This window comes from Streptomyces omiyaensis, assembly GCF_014650895.1.
Taxonomy (GTDB): Bacteria; Actinomycetota; Actinomycetes; order Streptomycetales; family Streptomycetaceae; genus Streptomyces; species Streptomyces omiyaensis.
This window is the reverse complement of the sequence record NZ_BMVV01000004.1, coordinates 135,900-161,811: the sequence shown is the minus strand read 5'-3', so window position 1 is coordinate 161,811 and position 25,912 is coordinate 135,900. Positions and strand designations below refer to the sequence as shown.

General features: G+C 73.9%; 25 protein-coding genes. 20 read left to right on the top strand and 5 right to left on the bottom strand.

Annotated features, from left to right (window positions below; genetic code table 11):
- Window positions 1-22: 22 nt before the first annotated feature.
- Window positions 23-889 carry an SCO6745 family protein gene (locus IE287_RS08790; protein WP_189848357.1) on the bottom strand — a complete coding sequence of 289 codons (867 nt, stop codon included), beginning with the start codon at window positions 887-889 and terminating at the stop codon, window positions 23-25.
- A gap of 119 nt (window positions 890-1,008) precedes the next feature.
- On the opposite strand from IE287_RS08790, the gene IE287_RS08785 reads away from it, so the two are divergent.
- Window positions 1,009-1,998, top strand: a complete 990-nt coding sequence (locus IE287_RS08785) for a GlxA family transcriptional regulator (protein WP_189848356.1) — start codon at window positions 1,009-1,011, stop codon at window positions 1,996-1,998.
- Between the two features lie 14 nt (window positions 1,999-2,012).
- Window positions 2,013-2,654 (top strand): DJ-1/PfpI family protein, encoded by a 642-nt coding sequence (locus tag IE287_RS08780; protein ID WP_189848355.1) that lies wholly within the window; start codon window positions 2,013-2,015, stop codon window positions 2,652-2,654.
- Between the two features lie 3 nt (window positions 2,655-2,657).
- Here the strand turns inward: IE287_RS08780 and IE287_RS08775 are convergent, their stop codons facing one another.
- On the bottom strand, window positions 2,658-3,410 hold the full coding sequence (locus IE287_RS08775) for an enoyl-CoA hydratase/isomerase family protein (RefSeq protein WP_189848354.1): 753 nt from the start codon (window positions 3,408-3,410) through the stop codon (window positions 2,658-2,660).
- Between the two features lie 73 nt (window positions 3,411-3,483).
- On the opposite strand from IE287_RS08775, the gene IE287_RS08770 reads away from it, so the two are divergent.
- Both IE287_RS08770 and IE287_RS08765 read left to right on the top strand, forming a co-directional pair.
- Window positions 3,484-4,149, top strand: coding sequence for an HdeD family acid-resistance protein (locus IE287_RS08770; protein ID WP_189848353.1), 666 nt, complete (start codon window positions 3,484-3,486; stop codon window positions 4,147-4,149).
- 130 nt (window positions 4,150-4,279) lie between these two features.
- Window positions 4,280-4,795 carry an ATP-binding protein gene (locus IE287_RS08765; protein ID WP_189848352.1) on the top strand — a complete coding sequence of 172 codons (516 nt, stop codon included), beginning with the start codon at window positions 4,280-4,282 and terminating at the stop codon, window positions 4,793-4,795.
- Here the strand turns inward: IE287_RS08765 and idi are convergent.
- The 3 genes from idi to IE287_RS08750 form a co-directional block, all read right to left on the bottom strand.
- On the bottom strand, window positions 4,761-5,381 hold the full coding sequence (gene idi, locus IE287_RS08760) for an isopentenyl-diphosphate Delta-isomerase (protein WP_373307820.1): 621 nt from the start codon (window positions 5,379-5,381) through the stop codon (window positions 4,761-4,763). The genes IE287_RS08765 and idi overlap by 35 nt on opposite strands.
- A 152-nt stretch (window positions 5,382-5,533) precedes the next feature.
- Complete coding sequence (locus IE287_RS08755; RefSeq protein WP_189848351.1) at window positions 5,534-6,799, bottom strand: bifunctional class I SAM-dependent methyltransferase/N-acetyltransferase; 1,266 nt, start codon at window positions 6,797-6,799, stop codon at window positions 5,534-5,536.
- Window positions 6,800-6,988: 189 nt separating this feature from the next.
- Window positions 6,989-7,930, bottom strand: coding sequence for a cation diffusion facilitator family transporter (locus IE287_RS08750; protein WP_189848350.1), 942 nt, complete (start codon window positions 7,928-7,930; stop codon window positions 6,989-6,991).
- A gap of 410 nt (window positions 7,931-8,340) precedes the next feature.
- Here IE287_RS08750 and IE287_RS08745 point away from each other — a divergent pair, with 410 nt between their 5' ends.
- From IE287_RS08745 to IE287_RS08670, 16 genes are all read left to right on the top strand, one after another.
- On the top strand, window positions 8,341-10,155 hold the full coding sequence (locus tag IE287_RS08745; RefSeq protein WP_189848637.1) for a DUF5941 domain-containing protein: 1,815 nt from the start codon (window positions 8,341-8,343) through the stop codon (window positions 10,153-10,155).
- A complete protein-coding gene (locus tag IE287_RS08740; protein ID WP_189848349.1) occupies window positions 10,152-10,901 on the top strand; it encodes a phosphocholine cytidylyltransferase family protein in 750 nt (249 codons plus the stop codon). Before IE287_RS08745 ends, IE287_RS08740 begins: the two co-directional genes overlap by 4 nt.
- Window positions 10,889-11,950, top strand: coding sequence for an iron-containing alcohol dehydrogenase family protein (locus IE287_RS08735; RefSeq protein ID WP_189848348.1), 1,062 nt, complete (start codon window positions 10,889-10,891; stop codon window positions 11,948-11,950). The genes IE287_RS08740 and IE287_RS08735 overlap by 13 nt, the downstream gene beginning before the upstream one ends.
- Entirely contained in the window at window positions 11,928-12,707 is a 780-nt protein-coding gene (locus IE287_RS08730) for a CDP-alcohol phosphatidyltransferase family protein (RefSeq protein WP_189848347.1), read from the top strand. Before IE287_RS08735 ends, IE287_RS08730 begins: the two co-directional genes overlap by 23 nt.
- A gap of 173 nt (window positions 12,708-12,880) precedes the next feature.
- The gene (locus IE287_RS08725; RefSeq protein WP_189848636.1) at window positions 12,881-13,780 is read left to right on the top strand and encodes an ABC transporter permease; all 900 of its coding nucleotides are present in this window, start codon (window positions 12,881-12,883) and stop codon (window positions 13,778-13,780) included.
- Complete coding sequence (locus tag IE287_RS08720) at window positions 13,773-14,561, top strand: ABC transporter ATP-binding protein (protein WP_189848346.1); 789 nt, start codon at window positions 13,773-13,775, stop codon at window positions 14,559-14,561. The genes IE287_RS08725 and IE287_RS08720 overlap by 8 nt, the downstream gene beginning before the upstream one ends.
- Window positions 14,562-14,679: 118 nt before the next feature.
- Window positions 14,680-15,309, top strand: a complete 630-nt coding sequence (locus IE287_RS08715; protein WP_189848344.1) for a TetR/AcrR family transcriptional regulator — start codon at window positions 14,680-14,682, stop codon at window positions 15,307-15,309.
- A gap of 288 nt (window positions 15,310-15,597) precedes the next feature.
- Window positions 15,598-16,515 (top strand): squalene synthase HpnC, encoded by a 918-nt coding sequence (gene hpnC, locus IE287_RS08710; RefSeq protein WP_189848343.1) that lies wholly within the window; start codon window positions 15,598-15,600, stop codon window positions 16,513-16,515.
- Entirely contained in the window at window positions 16,512-17,456 is a 945-nt protein-coding gene (hpnD, locus tag IE287_RS08705) for a presqualene diphosphate synthase HpnD (RefSeq protein ID WP_189848342.1), read from the top strand. The genes hpnC and hpnD overlap by 4 nt, the downstream gene beginning before the upstream one ends.
- The gene (gene hpnE, locus IE287_RS08700) at window positions 17,456-18,865 is read left to right on the top strand and encodes a hydroxysqualene dehydroxylase HpnE (RefSeq protein ID WP_189848341.1); all 1,410 of its coding nucleotides are present in this window, start codon (window positions 17,456-17,458) and stop codon (window positions 18,863-18,865) included. Before hpnD ends, hpnE begins: the two co-directional genes overlap by 1 nt.
- A complete protein-coding gene (locus tag IE287_RS08695) occupies window positions 18,862-19,962 on the top strand; it encodes a polyprenyl synthetase family protein (protein ID WP_189848340.1) in 1,101 nt (366 codons plus the stop codon). Before hpnE ends, IE287_RS08695 begins: the two co-directional genes overlap by 4 nt.
- 107 nt (window positions 19,963-20,069) lie before the next feature.
- On the top strand, window positions 20,070-22,091 hold the full coding sequence (gene shc / locus IE287_RS08690; RefSeq protein ID WP_189848339.1) for a squalene--hopene cyclase: 2,022 nt from the start codon (window positions 20,070-20,072) through the stop codon (window positions 22,089-22,091).
- The gene (locus tag IE287_RS08685) at window positions 22,091-22,780 is read left to right on the top strand and encodes a phosphorylase family protein (protein WP_189848338.1); all 690 of its coding nucleotides are present in this window, start codon (window positions 22,091-22,093) and stop codon (window positions 22,778-22,780) included. The genes shc and IE287_RS08685 overlap by 1 nt, the downstream gene beginning before the upstream one ends.
- Before the next feature lie 7 nt (window positions 22,781-22,787).
- Window positions 22,788-23,804, top strand: a complete 1,017-nt coding sequence (hpnH, locus tag IE287_RS08680; RefSeq protein WP_189848337.1) for an adenosyl-hopene transferase HpnH — start codon at window positions 22,788-22,790, stop codon at window positions 23,802-23,804.
- Between the two features lie 10 nt (window positions 23,805-23,814).
- Window positions 23,815-25,200 (top strand): aspartate aminotransferase family protein, encoded by a 1,386-nt coding sequence (locus tag IE287_RS08675; RefSeq protein ID WP_189848336.1) that lies wholly within the window; start codon window positions 23,815-23,817, stop codon window positions 25,198-25,200.
- 73 nt (window positions 25,201-25,273) lie between these two features.
- A complete protein-coding gene (locus tag IE287_RS08670) occupies window positions 25,274-25,903 on the top strand; it encodes a helix-turn-helix domain-containing protein (RefSeq protein WP_189848335.1) in 630 nt (209 codons plus the stop codon).
- The last annotated feature ends 9 nt before the right edge of the window (window positions 25,904-25,912 follow it).

Sequence of the window (25,912 nt, the reverse complement as noted above, 5' to 3'; positions counted from 1 at the left end):
CGTGCGGCCCCGCCGGGCCGCCTCAGCCCTTGCCGACCAGGTCGGCCGGGAAGGCGCCCGCGCCGGCGGCGGCGATCAGGAAGCCGCGGGCCAGCTCGGTGAGCCGCTCCACGCCGGCCGCGCCGAGGTGCTCGTACGGGGCCGCGTCCAGGCGGTCCGTCGTCTCCTCCAGCTCCGACCGCAGCCGGGCGCCCCGCTCCGTCAGCTCGCCGTCCGCGTCCAGGAGCCCGCGCCCGCGCAGCCGCTCCCGGGCGGCCTCCCAGTCGGCGCGGCCCCAGCCCCGGGTGCCGAGGACCCAGCGCGGGGCCATGCCCTTGCCGGTGGCGGTGTGGGAGGCGAGCGCCTCGACCGGGTCGAGGCCGGCGGAGAGCAGCGCCGCTAGGTGGCCGTCGCCCCGGTGCTCGCGGAGCAGGGTCGCCGCGTGCCAGTAGGCGAGGTGCGGCTCCCCGGGCACCGGCAGGTCGGCGTTGGCGGAGTAGAGGGGGCGGGCGTGCCGGGTGCACGCCTCGGCGGCCCGCAGGGCGAGCGCGGCGGCCTCGGCCATCTCGGGGGAGGCGACGGCCTCCTCGCCGAGGAGCCGGCGCAGGGTGGCGTCGGCGGTCCGCAGCCGGGCGTCGAGGACGGCGGCGGGGGAGGCGGTCTCCCAGACGGCCGGCAGGTGCCGGGCGAGCAGCTCGTGGCGGTAGTTGTAGAAGGTCGCGGCGACCGTGCCGGCGCCGACGGCGCCGAGCGGGGCGCTGCGGGCGGCGAGCCGCATGGCGGCGGGGTCGGTGAAGCCGAGCGCCCCGAACTCCCGGTCGAGGTCGGGGGAGAAGTACAGCGTGGAGTGGAGCGGGTTCAGGGCGTTGTGGCAGCGGCGCCCGGCCCGCGGCGGCAGCGAAGTGGTCATGGCAGAGAACCTAACCGACTGCTTGGTACGGAGGGAACGCCCCCTCCCCGGAGCGGATGGCAGGAAAGGTGGGGAAGGCGTCCTTGCGGCCGTCCGGGGCGGGCCCGAAGGATGGGGCCATGACCCAGCGCCCCGTCCTCGTCGTCCTCTTCGACGACGTGCAGAGCCTCGACGTGACCGGACCGGTCGAGGTGTTCCACGCCGCCGGCCGGGCCGCGGGCGCCGCGCGGGACCCCTATCCGATCCGTACCGCCTCCCTGGACGGCGGGCCGGTCCGCACCAGCAGCGGGCTGCGGATCCTCCCCGACACCACCCTCGCGGAGGCGGTCGCCGACGGACCGCCGCACACCCTGGTCGTCCCCGGCGGCGAGGGCACCCGGGACTCCGCCCCCGAGCTCGTCGAGTGGCTGCGCGTCCACGGCCCGCGCGCCGAACGCCTCGTCTCGGTCTGCACCGGGGCGCTGCGGCTCGCCGAGGCGGGCCTCCTCGACGGACACCGGGCCACCACCCACTGGATCGCCTGCGAGCACCTCGCCCGCCGGTACCCGGAGGTCGACGTCGACCCGGATCCGATCTTCGTCCGGGACGGCCGGATCGCCACTTCCGCCGGCGTCACCGCCGGCATCGACCTGGCCCTCGCGCTCGTCGAGGAGGACCTGGGGCGGGAGGCGGCCCTCGCCATCGCCCGGATGCTGGTGGTCTTCCTCCGCAGACCCGGGAACCAGGCGCAGTTCAGTGCCCAGCTCGCCGCCCAGACCGCGCGCCGCGAACCCCTGCGCGACGTCCAGACGTGGATCGCCGAGCACCCGGACGGCGACCTGTCGGTCGAGCGGCTCGCCGCCCGCGCCCGGCTCTCGCCCCGCCACTTCGCCCGCGCCTTCCGCGCCGAGACCGGGGTCACCCCGGGCCGCTACGTCGACCGGATCCGCCTCGAACACGCCCGCAGGCTCCTGGAGGAGACCGGCGGCGGCGTCGAGGAGGTCTCCCGCGCCGCCGGCTACGGCACGCCCGAGGCGATGCGCCGCGCCTTCGTGAAGGCGCTCGGCACCGCCCCGGCCGACTACCGCAGGCGCTTCCACGCGCCACCCGTCACCGGACCCGCCAGCTGAAAGGGAACACACCCATGCAGATCGCCGTCCTGCTCTTCGAGGGCTTCACCTCGCTCGACGCCGTCGGGCCGTACGAGATCCTCTCCCGGCTGCCCGGGGCGGAGACCGTCTTCGTCGCCAAGGCGCCCGGTCCGGTCCGCAACGACCAGGGGAGCCTCGCGCTCACCGCCGACAAGTCCCTGGCCGAGGTCCCGCACCCGGACGTCGTCCTCGTCCCCGGCGGCCCCGAGACCCGGCAGGCCGCCCACGACCCGGAGATCCGGCAGTGGCTCCGCACGGCCGACGCCACCAGCACCTGGACCACCTCGGTCTGCACCGGCTCGCTCCTCCTCGCCGCCGCCGGACTGCTCGAAGGCCGCCGCGCCACCACCCACTGGCTGGCCTTCGACGAGCTGCGGGCGCTGGGCGTCGAGCCCACCGGCGAGCGGGTCGTGTTCGACGGCAAGTACGTGACCGCCGCCGGCGTCTCCTCCGGCATCGACATGGGCCTGCACCTGCTCGGCCGGATCGCCGGCGACGAGGCCGCCATGACGGTCCAGCTGCTCACCGAGTACGACCCCCAGCCGCCGTACGACGCGGGCTCCCCGCTCAAGGCCCCCGCCCACCTGGTGGAGCGCTGGCGCTCGGTGCGCACCGAGGACCTGCCGCAGGGCTGACCCTCAGAGCCCGTAGGTGAAGCGGGGCGCCCGGCGCTCCAGGAAGGCGGCGACGCCCTCGGCGGTGTCGCCGCTGCCGCGTGCCTGCGCGGTCCAGTGCGCGTCCCGGTCGAGCCGCCCGTCGGCGAACTCCTTGGCCGCCGCCTGGGTGAGCAGCGAGCGGGAGGCGAGGATCCGGCAGAACTCCCCGACCCGCTTCCCCAGCGCCTCCGCCGGGTGGAGCTCGTCCACGAAGCCGGTCCGCAGCGCCCGCCCGGCGTCGATCAGTTCGCCGGAGAAGAGCAGGTACTTGGCGGCGGCCGGGCCGACCAGGGCGGTGAGCCGCCGGGTGGAGGAGGACGGGTAGACGATGCCGAGCTTCGCCGGGGTGATCCCGAAGCGGGCGTCCTCGGCGGCGAACCGCAGGTCGCAGGCGCCGGCGAGCTGGCTGCCGCCGCCGACGCAGTAGCCGCGCACGGCGGCGAGGGTCGGCTTGGGGAAGGCGGCGAGCGCCTCCTCGGCGCGGACCGCCAGGGCCTGCTGCTCGTCGCCCGGTTCGCGCAGCGCCGAGATGTCGGCGCCAGCGCAGAAGGTGTCGCCCGCCCCGGTCAGCACGAGCACCCGGACCGCCGGGTCGGCGGCGAGGCGGTCGAGGACGCCGGGCAGCGACCGCCACATCCCGGCCGTCATCGCGTTGCGCTTGGCCGGGTTGCTGATGACGAGGGTCGCGATCCCGTCCGTGACGGTGTCGACGAGCCGGGGCTCCACGGTCTCCATGGGCCGGATGCTATCCACCGGCGCCGACCGTACGATCGGCGAGGGGGTCGTCAGGCGCCGCGGAGGAGGCACGATGACCGAGGAGATCCGGGACGAGGGCGGCGATCCCGTGCAGGAGCTGGCCCGTGAGGGAAAGCGGCTCGGCCGGAGCTTCGGCCGGCTCGCCGTGCTGGGCGCCCTGCTCGTGCTCGGCGGTGTCGTCGGGCTGGTCTACACCGGGCTCGCGACCCTCACCTCCATGCTGCTCTTCGGCTGGCTGCTGCTCCTGGGCGGCGGAGTCGGGCTGCTCCAGGCGGTGCAGTCCCGGGGCACCGGTCACTTCTGGCCGGCCGCGGTGGTCGCGGCGCTGAACATCGCGGCGGGCGTGGTGGTGATCCGTCACCCGGAGGGCTCCGCCGAGGCGCTGACCATGTTCGCCGCCCTGCTCTTCCTCACCGGCGGGGTGTTCCGGCTGGTCGGCAGCGTGGTGGTGCGCGGCCCGCAGTTCGGCTGGACCCTGTTCCAGGGGGCCTTCGGCCTGCTCCTCGGGCTGCTGGTCCTCTTCGACTGGCCGGAGAGCAGCCGCTACGTCCTCGGCTGCTTCTTCTCGCTCGCGCTGCTCTTCGACGGCCTCGGGCTGATCGCGATCGGCGTCGGCGGGCGCAGGATCGTCGGCATGGTCGCTCCGCAGCCGGAACAGGCCACCCGGCCGGCCCCGAAGGCTCCCCCGGAAAACGCACAGGATCAGTCGGACAACTGACGTCGTCACACGTCACCGATCAGAAGGTGGCCGATACGTGTCGACTTCTGGTCAGTAGGTCGGGAGACCCCTCCACATTGCCAAGACTCGCAGTGTGGCGAGAATCGAGCACGAGGGTGGGAACCGGATCATGGATGCCCGCGGAGGTGTCCCCGCCCGGCCACCGTCCTACGAAGGAGTCTGGCGCTTCACCGCTCCCGCGGTCGACGTCTCCGTCCCCCAGGCCCGGCACGCGGTACGCGATCTGCTGGCCCGCCAGGGAGTCCCGGTCCACGAGGACATCAAGGACGGACTGTTGCTGATCGTCTCCGAGCTGGTCACCAACGCCGTGCGGCACGCGGCGCTGCTCTCCCCGGAGATAGCGGTCGAGGTGGCCATCGGGCCGGAGTGGGTCCGGGTGTCCGTCGAGGACAACCACCCCTACCGGCCCAAGGCGCTGGAGGCGGACTACGGCCAGACCGGCGGCCGGGGACTGCTGCTGGTCAAGGAGATCGCCCTGGAGTCCGGCGGCGCCTGCGACGTCGAGCACACCGCGGGCGGCGGCAAGATCATCTGGGCGGCGCTGCCCCTGGCCCCGATGGCACCGGGGCCGGGGACGGCGGACGGCCGGGTCACCAGCCCCCGGCGGGACCCGTCAGCTCCCTGATCGCCGGCCGCGCCGCGTCGAGCACCGTCATGAACCAGGCGGAGAACGGCGCGGCGGCGTGCCGCTCGGCCAGCTCGGCCGGGGTGACGAAGGCGTACTCGCCGATCTCCTCCGGGTCCGGGGCCGGAGTGGCCTGCACCAGGCCGACGAAGAGGTGGTTGAACTCCTGCTCCACCAGGCCCGAGGCCGGGTCCGGGTGGTTGTAGCGGACCGTCCCGGCCTCGCCCATCAGGGTGGGGGAGACGCCGAGCTCCTCGAAGGTGCGCCGGGCGGCCGCCGCGAAGGGCGCCTCGCCCGGGTAGGGGTGGCCGCAGCAGGTGTTCGACCAGACGCCGGGGGAGTGGTACTTGCCGAGCGCCCGGCGCTGGAGCAGCAGCCGACCCTCCTCGTCGAAGAGGAAGACCGAGAACGCGCGGTGCAGCTGCCCGGGGGCCTGGTGCGCCGCGAGCTTCTCCGCCGTGCCGATGGTGTTCCCGGCCTCGTCGACCAGTTCCAGCATGATCGGCTCCGGGGTGGCGGACGGCTCCGCGCCGTCCGACGCGAGCTTCGGCGCGATCGCGGTCGCGGTGCCCTGAGTGGTCGGCATACCCATCCTTCGCTTCGGTCCTCGGCCCGTGGGGGCCACCCCAGTCTGCCGTACAAAAGCGGCTTGTCCGCACTTCGCCGACCGGAGCCCGCCGCGCCCACCGCACCGGAGTACACCGGGGCGGGGGCGCGGCGGGAGCCGTCAGGCGCAGGTCAGACCCCGAAAGCCGCCGGATAGGCGATCGTGCCCGACGGGACCGGAGCGGAACCGTCCAGGACGAGCGCCCTCATCGCGTCGTCCGGAACCTCGAAACCTGGCTTGATTCCATACTCGGACGCCCGTACGAAGCCGAAGCGGGGGTAGTACTCCGGATGGCCCAGCACCAGCACCACCCGCTCGCCCGCGAGCCGCGCCGCGTCGAGCACCGCGCGGGTGACGGCCTGGCCGGCGCCGGTGCGCTGGTGCTCCGGCGCCACCGAGACCGGCGCGAGCGCCGCCGCCGGCGCCCCGCCCACCCGGCACCGGGTGATCAGCGCGTGCGCGGCGACCGAACCGTCCGGGGCCTCGGCGACCACCGAGAGCCCGGGCAGCCAGGCGTCCGGGTCGGCGCGCAGGGCGTCGACCAGCTCGGCCTCGGCCGGCGACCCGAAGGCCGCCGCGGTCAGTTCCCGCACGGCCGCGTGGTCGGCCTCCCGCTCGGGGCGGGTGGGCCAGCGGGGATCGGCCGGACGGAGCACGAGCCCCGCGTAGCCGTAGTCGCCGCCGTGCTCGCGGCGCAGGGCGATCTCGGTGCGGGCGCCCGCCACCGCCTCGGCCATGCCGGGCACCGAGGTGTCGGCGGCGTCGGCGTGCGCGGCGAGCGGGACGTAGTACTCGTCCCAGTCGCCGTCGGGCTGGGTGAAGGCGGCGAGGACGTGGTAGCCGGCCCCGACCGCCGCCGCGGACAGCTCCGCGGTCGTACGGAGCGGATAGTGCTCGTCCCAGAAGGCACGGACCTCCGGGGCGGGGGAGCCGGTGGTCCACACGCACTCGGTGAGGACCAGGGTCCCCCCGGGGGCGAGGAGCCGGCGCCACTCGGCGAGCGCCCGGTCGAAGCCGATCACGAAGACCGAGCTCTCGGCCCAGACGAGGTCGAAGGAGCCGTCGGGGAAGGGCAGCGCGCCCATGTCCCCCGGGACCGGCCGGACCGCGTCGGCGAGCCCGCGCTCGGCGGCGGCCGCGCGCAGCTCGTCGAGGAACGGCTCGTGGGTGTCGACGGCGGTCACCTCGGCGCCCGCCTCGGCGGCCAGGAGCAGCGCGGAGCGGCCGGGACCGCAGCCCAGGTCGAGCACGCGCGGACGCTCGGGGAGCGGCCCCGCGAGCGCGAGGAGGCGACGGGTGGTGGCGTCGGAGCCCGGACCCTGCCGCGGAAGACCGTGGTGCAGGGCGAAGAAGGCGTCGCGAGACGCGGAAGCGTTCTGGATGTCGTTGTCGGACAACGTGGAAACCCTCGGTGTGAAGGGGTCCCGGCCGACGACGTGACGGACCGGTGGAAGAACCGGGATCAGGTCAGCCGGAGACCCGGGAGCTGAAGCTGGACCGGGTGCGGCCGCGGAAGGCGGCCTTCCTCGCGACGGTCATCAACCCCAGCTCCTCTCACGCACGTGTTCGTACGACGAGCCTAGCAGTCACAGGCAGAGCTTGGCCTCGTGCTCGGCGTGCCCGGCAGGCTCCAGCTGGAAGGTGCAGTGCTCCACGTCGAAGTGGTCGCCCAGGCAGCCCTGGAGCTGGTGGAGCATCTTCTCGTGGCCCCCCGCGTCCAGCGCCGCCGCGTCCACCACCACGTGCGCGGAGAGGACCGGCATCCCGGAGGTGATGGTCCAGGCGTGCAGGTCGTGCACGTCCTCGACGCCCGGCAGGGCCAGGATGTGTGCCCGCACCTCCGCCATGTCGACGCCCTTCGGGGCCGCCTCCAGGAGCACGTCCAGCGTCTCCCGCAGCAGCTTCACCGTGCGCGGCACGATCATCAGGCCGATGACGAGGGAGGCGATCGGGTCGGCGTACTGCCAGCCGGTCGCCAGGATGATCGCGGCGGAGACGATCACCGTCACCGAGCCGAGCGCGTCGGCGAGCACCTCCAGATAGGCGCCCCGGACGTTCAGGCTCTCCTTCTGGCCCCGCATGAGCAGCGACAGCGAGATGACGTTGGCCACCAGGCCGACCGCGGCGAAGGCGATGGCGAGCCCGCCCTTGGTCTCGGCCGGTTCCATGAAGCGCTGGACCGCCTCGTAGAGCACGTACCCGCCGACGCCGAGCAGCAGCAGACAGTTGGCGAGCGCCGCGAGGATCTCCGCCCGGGCGAAGCCGAAGGTGCGGTTCCCGGAGGGCGGCCGGTTGGCGAAGTGGATGGCGAGCAGCGCCATCGCGAGCCCGATCGCGTCGGTCGCCATGTGCGCCGCGTCGGCGATCAGCGCGAGCGAGTCGGCGACGACGCCGCCGATGATCTCGACCACCATCACGGAGAGCGTGATCCCGAGCGCGATCCGCAACCGGCTGCGATAGGCGGCACCCGCCGTACCGGTCGGCGGCGGTCCCCCGTGACTGTGCCCGTGGTCGTGTCCAGCCCCCATGACATGGCCTCCCAGGTCCTGTTCCGTCGGTGCCCCGAGTCGCCAGTGAACTACGGGTGGGGGGTATGTGCAACACGGTACTGAACACCGTTGTCATTGCTCTGACCTGCGGTGATGCGCTGACGGCCGTCATGTGTGCGATCACCTGCCGGAATGCCGTGCGGGGCCCCTCCGGCACCGGTTTGGAGGGCGGGCCGCCGATCACCGATGATGATCACGCGGAGCGCGGCGCACCCCGGCGGCGGAGGGCGGACCGGGGGGCGTCCGGGGTGCGAAGCCTCGGTGAACTCACGCTCCGTCCATCCGATAGCCTCAGCCGACGTGCCGCCGCCCGGTACCGGGGCGCACCGTCGTGGCCGGGGCCGTCCGGGCCCCGCCGGTCCACCGCCCGTTCCAAGGAGTGAGTTCGTCTGTCGACCGCCATCCTCACCGGCCCGCCGGCACCCGGATCCTCGCTCGACGGTGATCTGCGGTCGCTCGGCTTCGCCGTCCGTTGGGCCACCGGCGCCGAGGAGGCCCGTACCCTCCTGGCCGCCGTCCCCGCGGGCGAGCGCGTCGCCCTCGTCGACTCCCGCTTCGTCGGGCACCGGCACGCCCTGCGCCTCGCGCTGACCGACCCCCGCTTCGCCGCCGCGGCCGTGCCCGGCGCGCTCGCCGCCCAGCCCGAGGCCCGTCCGGCCCTCGTCCGGGCCCTGGCCGCCGCCCCGGCGCTCACCGCCCCGGCCGCCGCCGCACCGGAGCGGGACCTCACCGACGCCGTCGCCGACGCCCTCGACGCCGACGGCGTCGCCGTGCACCGGCCCGCGCTCGGCACCCTCGTCGCCGCCGTCCCGGCCGACGCCGAGGCCCGCCACCGGGCCGCCGCCGCCGTCGCGGCCGTCGACGACGAGGCGGTCCGCCTCCGCTCCGCCGTGAAGGCCCACGACGGCTTCTTCACCACCTTCTTCATCAGCCCCTACTCGCGGTACATCGCCCGCTGGTGCGCCCGCCGGGGCCTCACGCCCAACCAGGTCACCACCGCCTCGCTGCTCACCGCCCTGATCGCGGCCGGCTGCGCGGCCACCGGCGAGCGCGGCGGCTACGTCGCCGCCGGCGTCCTGCTCCTCGTCTCCTTCGTCCTGGACTGCACCGACGGGCAGCTCGCCCGGTACGCGCTCAAGTACTCGACGATGGGCGCCTGGCTCGACGCCACCTTCGACCGGGCCAAGGAGTACGCCTTCTACGCCGGCCTCGCCCTCGGCGCGGCCCGCGGCGGCGACGACGTGTGGGCGCTCGCGCTCGCCGCGATGATCGTCATGACCTGCCGGCACGTGGTCGACTTCGCCTTCAACGAGGCGAACGCCGCCGACGGCGCGGCCCCCGGCTCCACCGCCAAGACCGGTCTCGCCCTCTCCAGCCGGCTCGACGGCGTCGGCTGGACCGTCTGGGCCCGCCGCATGATCATCCTGCCGATCGGCGAGCGGTGGGCGATGATCGCCGTCCTCACCGCGGTGTCCGTCCCCCGCGTCGTCTTCTGGGCCCTCATCGTCGGCTGCTCGTTCGCGGCCTGCTACACCACCGCCGGCCGCCTGCTGCGCTCGGTCAAGCGCCGGGGCCCGCGCACCGAGGGGGCCGGCCGGGCGCTGGCCGCGCTCGCCGACTCCGGCCCGCTCGCGCTCCCGGTCGCCCGGATCACCCGCCGCCTCCCGGTGCCCGCCCCGGTGGCGGCGCTCCTCGGCGCCGCCCTGGTGCTCGCCGTCGCGGCCACCGCGCCGGTCGGCGGCTGGGCGGCCGTCGGCGCCGCCGGCGGCTACGCGCTCCTCTCCGGCCTGGCCGTCGCCCGCCCGCTCCGCGGCCCCCTCGACTGGCTGGTCCCGCCGCTCTTCCGCGCCGCCGAGTACGGCACGGTCCTGGTCCTGGCGGTCCGGTCGGACGTTCCGCACGCCGTTCCCGCCGCATTCGGCCTGGTCGCGGCGGTCGCCTACCATCACTACGACACGGTGTACCGCATCCGCGGCGGCACCGGCGCGCCGCCCGCCTGGCTGGTGCGGCTCACCGGCGGACACGAGGGGCGCACGCTCCTGGTGACCGTCCTGGCCGCGCTCCTCGTGGCCCGCGGCGACGACTTCACCCTGGCGCTGACCGCCCTGGCGGGCGCGCTCGCCCTCGTGGTGCTCGTGGAGTCCGTCCGCTTCTGGGTCTCCTCCGGAGCGCCCGCTGTTCATGACGAAGGAGAAACAGCATGATCGGCCTCGTTCTGGCAGCCGGTGCCGGACGGCGACTGCGTCCGTACACCGACACCCTCCCGAAGGCCCTCGTGCCCGTGGACCCCGCCGGTGACGGGTCCCTCACCGTCCTCGACCTCACGCTGAAGAACTTCGCCGAGGTCGGCCTCACCGAGGCCGCGATCGTCGTCGGCTACCGCAAGGAGGCCGTCTACGCGCGCAAGGAGGCCCTGGAGGCGAAGTACGGCCTCTCCCTCACGCTGATCGACAACGACAAGGCCGAGGAGTGGAACAACGCCTACTCCCTGTGGTGCGCCCGTGAGGTGCTCAAGCGCGGTGTGATCCTCGCCAACGGCGACACCGTCCACCCGGTCTCGGTCGAGAAGACCCTGCTCGCCGCCCGCGGCGAGGGCCGGCGGATCATCCTCGCGCTCGACACCGTCAAGCGGCTCGCCGACGAGGAGATGAAGGTCGTCACCGCCGAGGGCGAGGGCGTCCGGAGGATCACCAAGCTGATGGACCCGGCCGACGCGACCGGCGAGTACATCGGCGTCACGCTCATCGAGGCCGAGGCCGCCGAGGAGCTCGCCGACGCGCTGCGCACCACCTTCGAGCGCGACCCCGACCTCTACTACGAGGACGGCTACCAGGAGCTCGTGAACCGCGGCTTCACCGTCGACGTCGAGCCCATCGGCGAGGTGTCCTGGGTCGAGATCGACAACCACGACGACCTCGCCAAGGGCCGGGAGATCGCGTGCCGGTACTGACCCGACTGATCCCGTCGCCGGTCGTCGTCGACATCCGCCGGGGGGCGCTGGAGGGACTCTCCGCGCTCATGGCGGACGGGCGGATCTCCAGCAACGGCAGGATCGCCGTCGCCATCAGCGGCGGGTCCGGGCTCAGACTGCGCGACCGCTTCGCCGCCGAGCTGCCGGGTGCCGACTGGTACACCGTCGCCGGCGGCACCATCGACGCCGCCGTCGAGCTGGCCGACTGCATGCGGGGCAAGCGGTACGACGCCGTGGTCGCCCTCGGCGGCGGCAAGATCATCGACGTGGCCAAGTACGCGGCCGCGCGGGTCGGGCTGCCGCTGGTCGCGGTCGCCACCAACCTCTCGCACGACGGCCTCTGCTCGCCGGTGTCCACCCTGGACAACGACAACGGACGCGGCTCCTACGGCGTGCCGACCCCGATCGCGCTGGTCATCGACCTCGACGTGATCCGGGACGCCCCGGTCCGCTACGTCCGCTCCGGCATCGGCGACGCGGTCTCCAACCTCTCCGCCCTCGCGGACTGGGAGCTCTCCCACCGCGAGACCGGCGAGAGGATCGACGGCCTCGCCGCCGCCATGGCCCGCAGCGCGGGCGAGGCGGTCCTCCGCCACCCCGGGGGCGTCGGCGACGACGACTTCCTCGTCACCCTCTCCGAGGGCCTGGTGATGTCCGGCATCGCCATGTCGATCAGCGGCGACACCCGGCCCTCGTCGGGCGCCTGCCACGAGATCAGCCACGCCTTCGACCTGCTCTACCCCGCCCGCGCCGCCAGCCACGGCGAGCAGTGCGGCCTCGGGGCGGCCTTCGCGATGCACCTGCGCGGGGCCCGCGAGGAGGCCGGCCTCATCGCGGAGACCCTCCGCCGGCACGGCCTGCCCGTGCTCCCCGGCGAGATGGGCTTCACCGACGACGAGTTCGTGCGCGCGGTCGACTTCGCGCCGCAGACCCGGCCGGGCCGCTTCACCATCCTGGAACACCTCGACCTCTCCACCGACCAGATCAGGGACGCGTACGCCGACTATGCCCAAGCCATCGGTAGCTGAACTCCGCCCCGTCGTCCACCCGCCGGGCGTCAAGGACCGACGGAGCGGCGAGCACTGGGGCGGCCGCCTCTACATGCGGGAGATCTCCCTCCGCATCACCCGGCAGCTGGCGAACACCAGTGTCACGCCCAACCAGCTGACCTATCTGATGACCCTCTTCGGCGTGCTCGCCGCCCCGGCACTGCTCGTGCCGGGCATCTGGGGCGCGGTCCTCGGCGTCGTCGCCGTGCAGATGTACCTGCTGCTCGACTGCGTCGACGGCGAGCTGGCCCGCTGGAAGAAGCAGTACTCGCTGGCCGGCGTCTACCTGGACCGGGTCGGCGCCTACCTGTGCGACGCCGCCGTGCTCGTCGGCTTCGGCCTGCGCGCCGCCGACCTGTGGGGCGAGGGCCGGATCGACTGGCTCTGGGCCTTCCTCGGCACCCTGGCCGCGCTCGGCGCGATCCTGATCAAGGCCGAGACCGACCTGGTCGGCGTCGCCCGCCACCAGAACGGCCTGCCCCCGGTGAAGGAGTCGGCCTCCGAGCCCCGCTCCTCCGGCATGGCCCTGGCCCGCCGGGCCGCCGGCGCGCTCAAGTTCCACCGCCTGATCCTCGGGATCGAGGCCTCCCTGCTCATCCTGGTCCTCGCCTTCCTCGACCAGGCGCGGGGCGACCTCTTCTACTCCCGGCTCGGTGTCGCGGTCCTCGCGGGCATCGCGCTGCTCCAGACCGTCCTGCACCTGGTCTCGATCATGGTGTCCAGCAGGCTGAAGTGAGGGACGGCCGGCGGCGGCTCCCCGTCACCGGCCGGCCACCTGGATGGCGTACGGTGTGGCGATCCGATGGGTCGCCCCCGGGCCGTCCGACATCGTGGTAATCCGACGTGCCGCACATCTTGAACACGAAAGTTTCGACTGTGAGTGACATTCACCCGGGCGGGGCGGTCGCGATGAGCGCGCCCCCGTCCTCCGTCGACGCGGGCCTGGCCCCGGGCGACCTCGCCGCCAAGTACGGCCTGTCGGTCAGCGGCGCCCGGCCCGGACTGTTCGAGTACATCCGCGAGCTGTGGAGCCGCCGTCACTTCATCCTGACGTTCTCCTCGGCGAAGCTGACCGCCCAGTACAGCCAGGCCAAGCTCGGGCAGATCTGGCAGGTGGCGACCCCGCTGCTCAACGCCCTGGTCTACTACCTGATCTTCGGCCTGATCCTGAACGCCGGCCGCGGCATGAGCAAGGAGGTCTACATCCCCTTCCTCGTGACCGGCATCTTCGTGTTCACCTTCACGCAGAGCTCGGTCATGGCCGGCGTCCGCGCGATCTCGGGCAACCTGGGCCTCGTCCGGGCCCTGCACTTCCCGCGCGCCACGCTCCCGATCAGCTTCTCGCTCCAGCAGCTCCAGCAGCTGATGTTCTCGATGGTCGTGCTCGCCGCGGTCGCGATCGCCTTCGGCAGCTACCCCTCGCTCAGCTGGCTGCTGCTGATCCCGGCCCTGCTGCTGCAGTTCGTCTTCAACGTGGGCCTCGCGATGATCATGGCGCGGATGGGTGCGAGCACCCCCGACCTCGCCCAGCTGATGCCCTTCGTCATGCGGACCTGGATGTACGCCTCGGGCGTCATGTTCTCGATCCCCGTGATGCTCGCGGACAAGCCGGCCTGGATCGCCGACATCCTCATGTACAACCCGGCGGCGGTCTACATGGACCTGGTCCGCTTCGCCCTGATCGACGGCTACGGCGCCTCGAACCTGCCCGACCACGTGTGGGCCACCGCCCTCGGCTGGGCCCTGCTGTTCGGCATCGGCGGCTTCGTCTACTTCTGGAAGGCCGAGGAGAGGTACGGACGTGGCTGACACCCCCCGGGACGCGCTGGCGCCCACCGTCATCTGCGACGACGTCCACATCGTCTACCGGGTCAACGCCGGCGGCGGCGGCAAGGGCGGCGCCACCGCGGCCCTCAGCCGGATGGTCGGCCGCGGGAAGGCCGAGGTCAGCCGGGGCGTCCGCAAGGTGCACGCCGTCCGCGGCGTCACCTTCACCGCCTACCGCGGCGAGGCCATCGGCCTGATCGGCACCAACGGCTCCGGCAAGTCCACCCTGCTGCGCGCCATCGCCGGCCTGCTCCCCACCGAGAGCGGCAAGGTCTACACCGACGGCCAGCCCTCGCTCCTCGGCGTCAACGCGGCCCTGATGAACGACCTGACGGGCGAGCGCAACGTCATCCTCGGCGGCCTCGCGATGGGCATGAGCCGCGAGGAGGTCCACACGCGGTATCAGGACATCGTCGACTTCTCCGGGATCAACGACAAAGGCGACTTCATCAGCCTGCCCATGCGCACGTACTCCTCCGGGATGGGCGCCCGGCTCCGCTTCGCCATCGCGGCCGCCAAGAACCACGACGTGCTCCTCATCGACGAGGCGCTCGCCACCGGTGACCGCAAGTTCCAGATCCGCTCCGAGGCGCGCATCCGCGAGCTGCGCAAGGAGGCCGGCACGGTCTTCCTGGTCAGCCACAGCAACAAGTCCATCCGGGACACCTGCGACCGGGTGCTCTGGCTGGAGAAGGGCCAGCTCCTGATGGACGGCCCGACCGACGAGGTGCTCAAGGCGTACGAGCGGGAGACCGCCCGCTGACGTCCGCGCCCCCGCGCACCGCACGCCCCCCGCCGCACCGGCGGGGGGCGTGCCGGTTTTCGCCGGTCGCCGCCCGCCGCGGAATGTTCATGCGGTCAACATCGGGCAGGATGAGCCCATGGCAGGGATCTCGGGCGGAAAGAACTACCACCACGGCGACCTGCGCAACGCCCTGATCTGCGCGGCCGTCGACCTCGCCACCGAAGGCGGCCCCGAGCGGGTCGTGCTGCGCGAGGCGGCCCGCCGGGTCGGCGTCTCGCCCACCGCCGCCTATCGCCACTTCGACGGCCGCGGCGAACTGCTCCGCACCGTCCGCGGCCACGCCCGGGCCCGCCTCGCCGACGCCATGGAGCGGGCCGCCGCCCGGGAACCCGGCGCCGACGACCCCGCCCTCGCCGCCGAGCGCCGGCTCGCCGCCCTCTGCCGCGGATACGTCCGCTTCGCCGTGGAGCACCCCGGCCTCTACCGCGCCGCCTTCTCCGCCGTCCCCGCCGTCGACCGGCCGGCCTGCGCCCCGGCGCCTCCGGAGCCCGAGATCCGCGCCTTCACCCTGCTCCGCGAGGCCCTGGAGGCCCTCGGCCGGACCGGCGGTCGGCGGCCCGCCGCCGGCGCCGCCGCCTGGTCGGCCGTGCACGGCCTCTCGCTGCTGCTCCTCGAAGGCCCGCTGCGCCGGCTCTCCGCCCAGCGCCGCGACGACGTGGTCGAGACCACCCTCGCCATGGTCGTCTCCGGAGTCCGCGTCCCCTGACGGCCGGGGGTCCCCGCATCGCCACAGGTCAGCCGCGCGGGCCGGGCCCGGTGCGGCACAGGGCCCCCCGAATGGCGACATCTCTCGTACGACGTAAGCTGTACCGGTCTGATCCACACCGCCCACGGCGCCCCCGGGAACGCCCCGGCGGGCGCGTGCTCCGTGCGCGGCGGCGTGTCCGAAATGGGATGGATTGGATTGGCAGTGTAGAACGGGAGATATGACGGCCATGACGCAGAATCTCCAGCTTCACGTGGGTGTCGCCGTCCCCGCGCCGGGCGCCGCCCGGTGACGACCTCCCGGCACGTGCGCGCCGACGACCCCTCGCGCACCACACTCGGCAAGGCCGCGGACGAGAACTTCCCGGTGGCCCCGTTCTTCCTGCCCCGCGCCTGGCGCGAGGACCTCATGGCCGTCTACGGCTACGCCCGCCTCGTCGACGACATCGGCGACGGCGACCTCGCCCCCGGCGGCGCCGACGCCCGCCTCCTCGGCCTCGGTCCCGACGAGGCCGCCGACCGGCTCCTCCTCCTCGACGCCCTGGAGCGGGACCTGGAGCGGGTCTTCGACGGCACCCCCCGCCACCCGCTGCTGCGCGCCCTGCGCCCCACCGTCCGGCGCCACGGCCTCACCCCCGGCCCCTTCCTCGGCCTCCTCCAGGCCAACCGGCAGGACCAGCTCGTCCGCCGCTACGAGACGTACGACGACCTCCTCGCCTACTGCGAGCTCTCCGCCAACCCCGTCGGCCGGCTCGTCCTCGGCATCACCGGCACCGCCACCCCCGAGCGGATCCGCCGCTCCGACGAGATCTGCACCGCCCTCCAGATCGTCGAGCACCTCCAGGACGTCGCCGAGGACCTCCGCGGCGACCGGATCTACCTGCCCGCCGAGGACCTCAAGCGCTTCCACGTCACCGAGGACGACCTCGCCCGGCCCACCGCCGGGGCCGCCGTGCGCTCCCTCGTCGCCTTCCAGGCCGAACGCGCCCGCGCCCTGCTGCACGCCGGCACCCCACTCGTCGGCAGCGTCCACGGCCGCCTCCGGCTGCTCCTCACCGGCTTCGCCGCCGGCGGACTCGCCGCGCTCGACGCCATCGCCGACGCCGGCTTCGACGTCCTCGCCGGACCGCCGAAGCCCACCAAGACGAGCCTGACGCGCCAGGCGGGAGCGGTCCTGCTCCGGGCGCGGAGAGAGGGGGGAGCATGACCGTGGAGGAACTGACCACGCCGTCCGCGCCGGTCCAGGCCGCGTACAGCTACTGCGAGGCCGTCACCGGACAGCAGGCCCGCAACTTCGCCTACGGCATCCGCCTCCTGCCCGCCGACAAGCGACAGGCCATGTCGGCGCTGTACGCCTTCTCCCGGCGGGTCGACGACATCGGCGACGGCACCCTCGCGCCCGAGGTGAAGCGCGAGCGCCTGGAGGCCACCCGGACCCTGCTCGACCGGATCCGCAAGGAGGACGTCGACGAGGACGACACCGACCCCGTCGCCGTCGCCCTCGCCGACTCCGCCCGCCGCTTCCCGATCCCGCTCGAAGGACTCGACGAGCTGATCGACGGCGTCCTCATGGACGTCCGCGGCGCCACCTACCGCACCTGGGACGACCTCAAGGTCTACTGCCGGTGCGTCGCGGGCGCCATCGGCCGCCTCTCCCTCGGCGTCTTCGGCACCCAGCCCGGCGCCGCCGGGGCCGACCGCGCCGCCGAGTACGCCGACACCCTCGGCCTCGCGCTCCAGCTCACCAACATCCTCCGGGACGTCCGCGAGGACGCCGGCAACGGCCGCACCTACCTTCCCGCCGACGACCTCGCCCGCTTCGGCTGCGAGGCCGGCTTCGGCTCCCCGGTGCCGCCGGCCGGCGCCGACTTCGCCGGCCTCGTCCACTTCGAGGTCCGCCGCGCCCGCGCCCTCTTCGCCGAGGGCTACCGGCTCCTGCCGATGCTCGACCGGCGCAGCGGCGCCTGCGTCGCCGCCATGGCCGGCATCTACCGCCGGCTCCTCGACCGCATCGAGCGCGACCCCGCGGCCGTCCTCCGCGGCCGGGTCTCGCTGCCCGGCCCCGAGAAGGCGTACGTCGCCGTCCGCGGCCTCTCCGGCCTCGACGCCCGCCACATCGCCCGCTCCACCGTCAGGAGGCGCGCCTGATGCCCCCCACCGACGCCCCCGCGCCGCACGACGGCGACACCCGCCCGCGCGCCGTCGTCGTCGGCGGCGGGCTCGCCGGCATCACCACCGCCCTCCGGCTCGCCGACGCCGGCGTCGCCGTCACCCTCCTCGAAGGCCGGCCCCGCCTCGGCGGCCTCGCCTTCTCCTTCCGCCGCGGCGACCTCACCGTCGACAACGGCCAGCACGTCTACCTCCGCTGCTGCACCGCCTACCGCTGGTTCCTCGACCGCGTCGACGGCGCCCGCCTCGCCCCCCTCCAGGACCGGCTCGACGTGCCCGTCCTCGACGTCGGCCACCCCCGCGGCCCCCGCCTCGGCCGGATCCGCCGCGACCCGCTGCCGGTCCCCTTCCACCTCGTCCGCAGCCTCGCCACCTACCCCCACCTCTCCCTCGCCGAGCGGGCCTCCGTCGGACGCGCCGCGCTCGCCCTCAAGAAGCTCGACCCCGCCGACCCGGCCCTCGACGGCGTCGACTTCGCCACCTGGCTCGGCCGCCACGGCCAGTCCGCCCGGGCCATCGAGGCGCTGTGGGACCTGGTCGGCATCCCCACCCTCAACGCCCCCGCCCCGGACGCCTCCCTGGGGCTCGCCGCCATGGTCTTCAAGACCGGGCTGCTCACCGACCCCGGCGCCGCCGACATCGGCTGGGCCCACGTGCCGCTCGGCCACCTCCACGACACCCTCGCCGCCAAGACCCTCGACGGGCTCGGCGTCCGGACCCTGCTGCGCACCAAGGCCGAGCGGATCGCCCGTACCGACGACGGCCGCTGGACCGTCGAGGTGCCCGGCGAGACCCTCGACGCCGACGCCGTCGTCCTCGCCGTGCCGCAGACCGAGACCCACGCCCTGCTCCCCGAGGACGCGCTCGACGACGCCGACCGGCTCCTCGACATCGGCACCGCGCCCATCCTCGACCTGCACGTCGTCTACGACCGCAAGGTGCTGAAGCGCCCCTTCTTCACGGCCCTCGGCTCCCCGGTCCAGTGGGTCTTCGACCGCACCGCCTCCTCCGGACTCACCGGCGGCGGCCAGTACCTGGCCGTCTCGCAGTCCGCCGCCCAGGACGAGATCGACGAACCCGTCGCCGCGCTCCGCGAGCGCTATCTGCCGGAGCTGGAACGGCTGTTGCCGGCCGCCCGCGGCGCCGGGGTCCGCGACTTCTTCGTCACCCGCGAGCGGACCGCCACCTTTGCCCCCACCCCGGGCGTCGGGCGCCTTCGCCCCGGTGCCCGCACCCGTGCGCCCGGCCTCTACCTGGCCGGCGCCTGGACCGCCACCGGCTGGCCCGCGACCATGGAGGGTGCGGTCCGAAGCGGCTTCAGCGCCGCGGGTGCCGCGCTCTCCGCCTTCGGCCGCCGCCACGACCATCCGCTGCAGGAGGCGGCATGAGTGTGATCACAGGAATCAGAGGAGAGACCGTGCCGACCGTGCCCCCGGGGACCCCGGCCGTCGACACCGCGGACGTGAGCGCCCTGCTGGACAGGGGGCGGACCCTGTCCACCCCCGTCATGCGGGCGGCCGTCGGCCGCCTCGCGCCGCCCATGGACACCGTGGCCGCCTACCACTTCGGCTGGATCGACGCCGAGGGCAACCCCACCGACGCCGACAGCGGCAAGGCGGTGCGCCCCGCGCTCGCCCTGCTCTCCGCCGAGGCCGCCGGCGCCGCGCCCGAGGTCGGCGTCCCCGGCGCCGTCGCCGTCGAGCTCGTGCACAACTTCTCGCTGCTCCACGACGACCTGATGGACGGCGACGAGCAGCGCCGCCACCGCGACACGGTGTGGAAGGTCCACGGCCCCGCCCAGGCGATCCTGGTCGGCGACGCCCTCTTCGCCCTCGCCAACGAACTCCTCCTGGAGATCGGCACCGTGGAGGCCGGCCGGGCCACCCGCCGCCTCACCACCGCCTCCCGCAAACTGATCGACGGGCAGGCCCAGGACATCTCCTACGAGCACCGCGAGCGGGTCACCGTCGCGGAGTGCCTGGAGATGGAGGGCAACAAGACGGGCGCCCTCCTCGCCTGCGCCGTCTCCATCGGCGCCGTCCTCGGCGGCGCCGACGACCGCACCGCCGACAAGCTGGAGGAGTACGGCTACCACCTGGGCCTCGCCTTCCAGGCCGTCGACGACCTCCTCGGCATCTGGGGCGACCCGGAGGCCACCGGCAAGCAGACCTGGAGCGACCTGCGGCAGCGGAAGAAGTCGCTGCCGGTCGTCGCGGCCCTCGCGGCCGGCGGCGAGGCCTCCGAGCGGCTCGGCCGGCTCCTCGCCGAGGACGCCAAGTCCACCGCCTTCGCCTCCTTCACCGAGGAGGACTTCGCCTACCGCGCCGCCCTCATCGAGGAGGCCGGAGGCCGCGAGTGGACCGCCGAGGAGGCCCGCCGCCAGCACGCGATCGCGCTGCGCGCCCTGGACGAGGTCGACATGCCCGTCCGGGTCCGCGACCAGCTGGTCGCCCTCGCCGACTTCGTCGTCGTACGGAAGAAATGATCACCCACAGCCAGATATGAGTGCGCAGTCGCCGGCCGGTGCCACCCGGCACCGGCCGACGGCAGACCCGCAGGAGCAGAGGAAACCGACTGCACGAAGGGGAAGCCATGACAGCGACGACCGACGGAAACGCCGGGGCCCTCGGCCCCCTCGCGCCCGCGGCCAGCACCACTCCACAGCACCGCACCACCCCCGCGGACGGCCTCGCCGCCGCCCCGGGACGCCTCGAAGAGGCCGCCGCCCTCGCCACCCGCAGGGCCACCGACCACCTCCTCGCCCGCCAGGCCCCCGAGGGCTGGTGGAAGGGCGACCTGGAGACCAACGTCACCATGGACGCCGAGGACCTCCTGCTCCGCCAGTTCCTCGGCATCCTCGACCCCGACACCACCGCGGCCGCCGCCCGGCACATCCGGAGCCGGCAGTACGAGGACGGCACCTGGCCCACCTTCTACGGCGGTCCCGCCGACCTCTCCGCGACCGTCGAGGCCTACGTCGCCCTCAGGCTCGCCGGGGACCGGCCCGAGGCCCCGCACATGGCCCGCGCCGCCGCCTGGGTCCGGGCGGCCGGCGGCATCGCCTCGGCCCGCGTCTTCACCCGCATCTGGCTGGCCCTCTTCGGCTGGTGGCGCTGGGAGGACCTGCCCGAGCTCCCGCCCGAGATGGTCTTCCTGCCCAAGTGGTTCCCGCTCAACATCTACGACTTCGGCTGCTGGGCCCGGCAGACCATCGTGCCGCTCACCGTCGTCTCCGCGAAGCGCCCGGTCCGCCCCGCGCCCTTCCCCCTCGACGAGCTGCACACCGACCCGGACCGCCCGGCGCCGCCCCGCCCGCTCGCCCCGCTCACCGGCTGGGACGGCATCTTCCAGCGCCTCGACAAGGCGCTCCACGTCTACCACCGCGTCGCCCCGCGCGGCCTGCGCAGGGTCGCCATGAACTCCGCCGCCCGCTGGATCGTCGAGCGGCAGGAGAACGACGGCTGCTGGGGCGGCATCCAGCCGCCCGCCGTCTACTCGCTGATCGCCCTGCACCTCCTCGGCTACGACCTGGACCACCCCGTCATGCGCGCAGGACTGGAGTCCCTGGACCGCTTCGCCGTCTGGCGGGAGGAGCCCGAGGGACCGGTCCGCATGGTCGAGGCCTGCCAGTCCCCGGTCTGGGACACCTGCCTGGCCACCATCGCCCTGGCCGACGCGGGCCTGCCCGCCGACCACCCGGCGCTGGTGAAGGCGGCCGACTGGATGCTCGACGAGGAGATCACCCGGTCCGGCGACTGGGCGGTGCGCCGCCCCGGACTCCCGCCCGGCGGCTGGGCGTTCGAGTTCCACAACGACACCTACCCGGACATCGACGACACCGCCGAGGTGATCCTCGCCCTGCGCCGGGTCCGCCACCCCGACCCCGCCCGGCTCGACGCGGCCGTCGCCCGCGCCGCCCACTGGACCGCCGGCATGCAGTCCGGCAACGGCGCCTGGGCCGCCTTCGACGCCGACAACACCGGAGTCCTGCCGAACAAGCTGCCCTTCTGCGACTTCGGCGAGGTCATCGACCCGCCCTCCGCCGACGTCACCGCCCACGTCGTGGAGATGCTGGCCTACGAGGGCCGCGCCGACCACCCCCGCACCCGCCGGGGCATCGAGTGGCTCCTCGCCGAACAGGAGCCCAACGGCGCCTGGTTCGGCCGCTGGGGCGTCAACTACGTCTACGGCACGGGCTCGGTGCTCCCCGCGCTCGCCGCCGCCGGCGTTCCGACCTCCCACCCGGCCGTCCGCCGGGCGGTCGCCTGGCTCGCCTCCGCGCAGAACCCGGACGGCGGCTGGGGCGAGGACCTGCGCTCGTACGACGACCGGTCCTGGATCGGCCGGGGCACCTCCACCGCCTCGCAGACCGCCTGGGCCCTCATCGCCCTCCTCGCCGCCGGGGAGCGCGAGTCCGAGACCGTCCGGCGGGGCGTGGCCTGGCTGGCGCAGACCCAGCGGGAGGACGGCTCCTGGGACGAGCCGTACTTCACCGGGACCGGCTTCCCCTGGGACTTCTCCATCAACTACCACCTCTACCGGCAGGTCTTCCCGCTCACCGCGCTCGGCCGCTACCTGCACGGCGAGCCCACGCTGCACACCGGGGAGCGGTGATGGACCGCCCTTCGGGGTACGGGCCGGGCTCGCCCGGCGGTGGCCGGCCCCCCGGGGACGCGACCGCCCCGCCGCTGCTGATCGCCTGCGCCCTGGGCATCGAGCGGTTCGCGCTGCGCGGCGGCGCGCGCGGCGGGGCGCCCGGCCCGGTCCGGGTGGTGCGCACCGGCATGGGGCCGGTCCACGCGGCCCGCGGGGTCGCCCGGGCGCTGGCCCGCGACGGCTGGGACGGGTCCGCCGTCATCGCCTCCGGCTTCTGCGCCGGACTCGCGCCCGGGATGCACCCGGGCGACCTCGTCGTCGCCGAGGAGACCCGCGGCCCCGACGGCACCACCGTCTGCGACGGCGCCGAGCTCCTCGTCGAGGCGCTGGCCCGGGCGGTGCCCGGGCGGACCGTGCACACCGGCCCGCTGACCGGCTCCGGCCACGTGGTGCGGGGCCCCGAGCGCGCCGCGCTGGCGGCGGGCGGGGCGATCGCCGTCGACATGGAGTCGGCCGTCACCCTCCGTACCGCGCGGGCCGCCGGACCACGGCCCGTTGCCGCCGTACGGGTGGTCGTGGACGCCCCCGAACACGAACTGGTCCGCATCGGCACCGTGCGCGGGGGAATATCGGCCTTCCGCGTCCTGCGTGCCGTCCTTCCCGCCTTCTTCGAATGGCACCGTTCTCTGCTGCTCCCCAGGAGGTGAGCGAGTTATGGCCATGCCGCTCCGTCAGTCCGTCCGGGTCGGGACCTATCTCTTCGAACAGAAGCTCCGCAAGCGGGACAAGTTCCCGCTCATCGTCGAGCTGGAGCCGCTCTACGCCTGCAACCTCAAGTGCGAGGGCTGCGGCAAGATCCAGCACCCGGCCGGGGTGCTCAAGCAGCGCATGCCGGTCGCCCAGGCGGTCGGCGCCGTCCTGGAGTCCGGCGCCCCGATGGTCTCCATCGCCGGCGGCGAACCCCTGATGCACCCCCAGATCCACGAGATCGTGCGCCAGCTGGTCGCCCGGCGGAAGTACGTCTTCCTCTGCACCAACGCGATGCTGCTGCGCAAGAAGCTCGACGACTTCAGGCCCTCCCCGTACTTCGCCTTCGCCGTCCACATCGACGGCCTGCGCGAACGCCACGACGAATCCGTCGCGAAGGAGGGCGTGTTCGACGAGGCCGTGGCGGCGATCAAGGAGGCGAAGCGGCGGGGATTCCGGGTCACCACCAATTCGACCTTCTTCAACACCGACACCCCGCAGACGATCATCGAGGTGCTGAATTTCCTCAACGACGACCTCCAGGTCGACGAAATGATGATCTCGCCCGCCTACGCCTACGAGAAGGCGCCCGACCAGGAACACTTCCTCGGCGTCGAGCAGACCAGGGAACTCTTCAAGAAGGCCTTCGCCGGCGGGAACCGGCGCCGCTGGCGGCTCAACCACTCGCCGCTCTTCCTCGACTTCCTGGAAGGGAAGGCCGACTTCCCCTGCACCGCCTGGGCGATCCCCAACTACTCCCTCTTCGGGTGGCAGCGCCCCTGCTACCTGATGAGCGACGGCTACGTCCCCACCTACCGCGAGCTCGTCGAGGACACCGACTGGGACAAGTACGGCCGCGGCAAGGACCCGCGCTGCGCCAACTGCATGGCCCACTGCGGCTACGAACCGACCGCGGTGCTCGCCACCATGGGCTCGCTCAAGGAGTCGCTGCGCGCGGTCCGCGAGACCGTCTCGGGGAGCTGAGGAGCGGGCCATGACCGACGGGTTCGACCTGCGGGCGCTGCTCGCCGAACGCGGCGGCGAGCGGTACGGGCTGCACGCCCGGTACCTCAACCCGCAGCTGCCGCGGATGCTGCACACCATCGGCTTCGACAAGGTCTACGAGCGGGCCGCCGGCGCCCATTTCTGGGACGCCGAGGGCAACGACCACCTCGACATGCTCGCCGGCTTCGGCGTCATGGGCCTCGGCCGCCACCACCCCGTCGTCCGCAAGGCCCTGCACGACGTGCTCGACGCGGACCTCCCCGACCTCACCCGCTTCGACTGCCCGCCGCTGCCCGGACTGCTCGCCGAGCGGCTGCTGGCCCACAGCCCCCACCTCGACCGGGTCTTCTTCGGCAACAGCGGCACCGAGGCCGTCGAGACCGCGCTGAAGTTCGCCCGGTACGCCACCGGGCGGCCGAGGGTCGTCTACTGCGACCACGCCTTCCACGGCCTCACCACGGGCGCCCTCTCCGTCAACGGCGAGCAGGGCTTCCGGGCCGGCTTCGACCCGCTGCTCCCGGACACGCCGATCGCGCTCGGCGACCTCGACGCCCTGGAGCGGGAGCTCCGCAGGGGGGACGTGGCCGCCTTCGTGGTCGAGCCGATCCAGGGCAAGGGGGTCCACGAGGCTCCGCCGGGCTTCCTCGGCGCCGCGCAGGAGCTGCTGCGCCGGCACGGGGCGCTGCTGATCGCCGACGAGGTGCAGACCGGCCTCGGCAGGACCGGCGACTTCTACGCCTACCAGCACGAGGACGGGGTCGAGCCGGACCTGGTCTGCGTGGCGAAGGCGCTCTCCGGCGGTTACGTGCCGGTCGGCGCCACCCTCGGCAAGGAGTGGATCTTCAAGAAGGTCTACTCGTCGATGGACCGGGTCCTGGTCCACTCGGCCAGCTTCGGTTCCAACGCCCAGGCGATGGCGGCGGGGCTCGCGGTGCTGTCGGTGATGGAGTCCGAGGGGACGGTCGCGCACGTGCGGCGGGTCGGCGGGCTCCTGAAGGGCCGCCTGGAGGAGCTGGTGCCCCGGTACGAGCTGCTGCACGCGGTCCGCGGCCGGGGGCTGATGATCGGGATCGAGTTCGGCCGCCCCAGCTCGCTGGGGCTGCGCGGCCGGTGGACGATGCTCCAGACGGCCCGCAAGGGGCTCTTCGCGCAGATGGTGGTGGTCCCGCTGCTCCAGCGGCACCGGATCCTCACCCAGGTCTCCGGGGACCACCTGGAGGTGATCAAGCTGATCCCGCCGCTGGTCGTGGACGAGGCCGACGTGGACCGCTTCGTCACCGCCTTCACGGCGGTCATGGAGGACGCCCACGGCGGGGGCGGGCTGCTGTGGGACTTCGGGAAGACGCTGGTGAAGCAGGCGGTCGCCCAGCGCTGAGCCGGGAGGCCCCGGTTTTTGCCTCTGGGGCAAGAAACTTGCCTCAGAGGCACGTCCCTGGCGGAATGGACGCATGGACCACGTCCCCCGGGGCCCCGCCCCGGAAACCGCCGCTCCCGACATCATGCCCGACGTCGCCCCGCAGCTGCGGGCCCTGCGCCGTCGGCGGGGGCTCACCCTGGAGGCGGCCGCCCAGCGGGCCGGACTCTCCCCGGCGCACCTCTCGCGGCTGGAGACCGGGAACCGGCAGCCCTCGCTGCCGATGCTGCTCGCCCTCGCCCGCATCTACGGGACGACCGTCGCCGAGCTGCTGGGGGAGACCCCTCCCGAGCGCGACCCGGTGATCCGGGCCGGCCGCTCGGATCCGGTCGAGGCCGACGGCTGGGTCTACCGGCAGGCCGGCGGCGCCGGCCGGGCCATGCAGTGCCTGCGCGTCCACGTGCCGTACGCCACCCGGGCCGACATCGTGCGCGTCCACCCCGGCGAGGAGTGGCTGCACGTGCTGGAGGGGCAGGTCCGGCTCGCCCTCGGCGAGACGGTGCACCTGCTCGATCCCGGGGACAGCGCGCACTTCGACTCGCTCGTCCCGCACCGGATCGGCGCGGCCGGCCGGGCCGGCGCCGAGGTGCTCTTCGTCCACACGCTCCTGCAGAGCCCCGCCGCCGAACTGTGCCTGGGCGGCGGCGCCCCGCACTCCCGCTGAGCCCCTGAA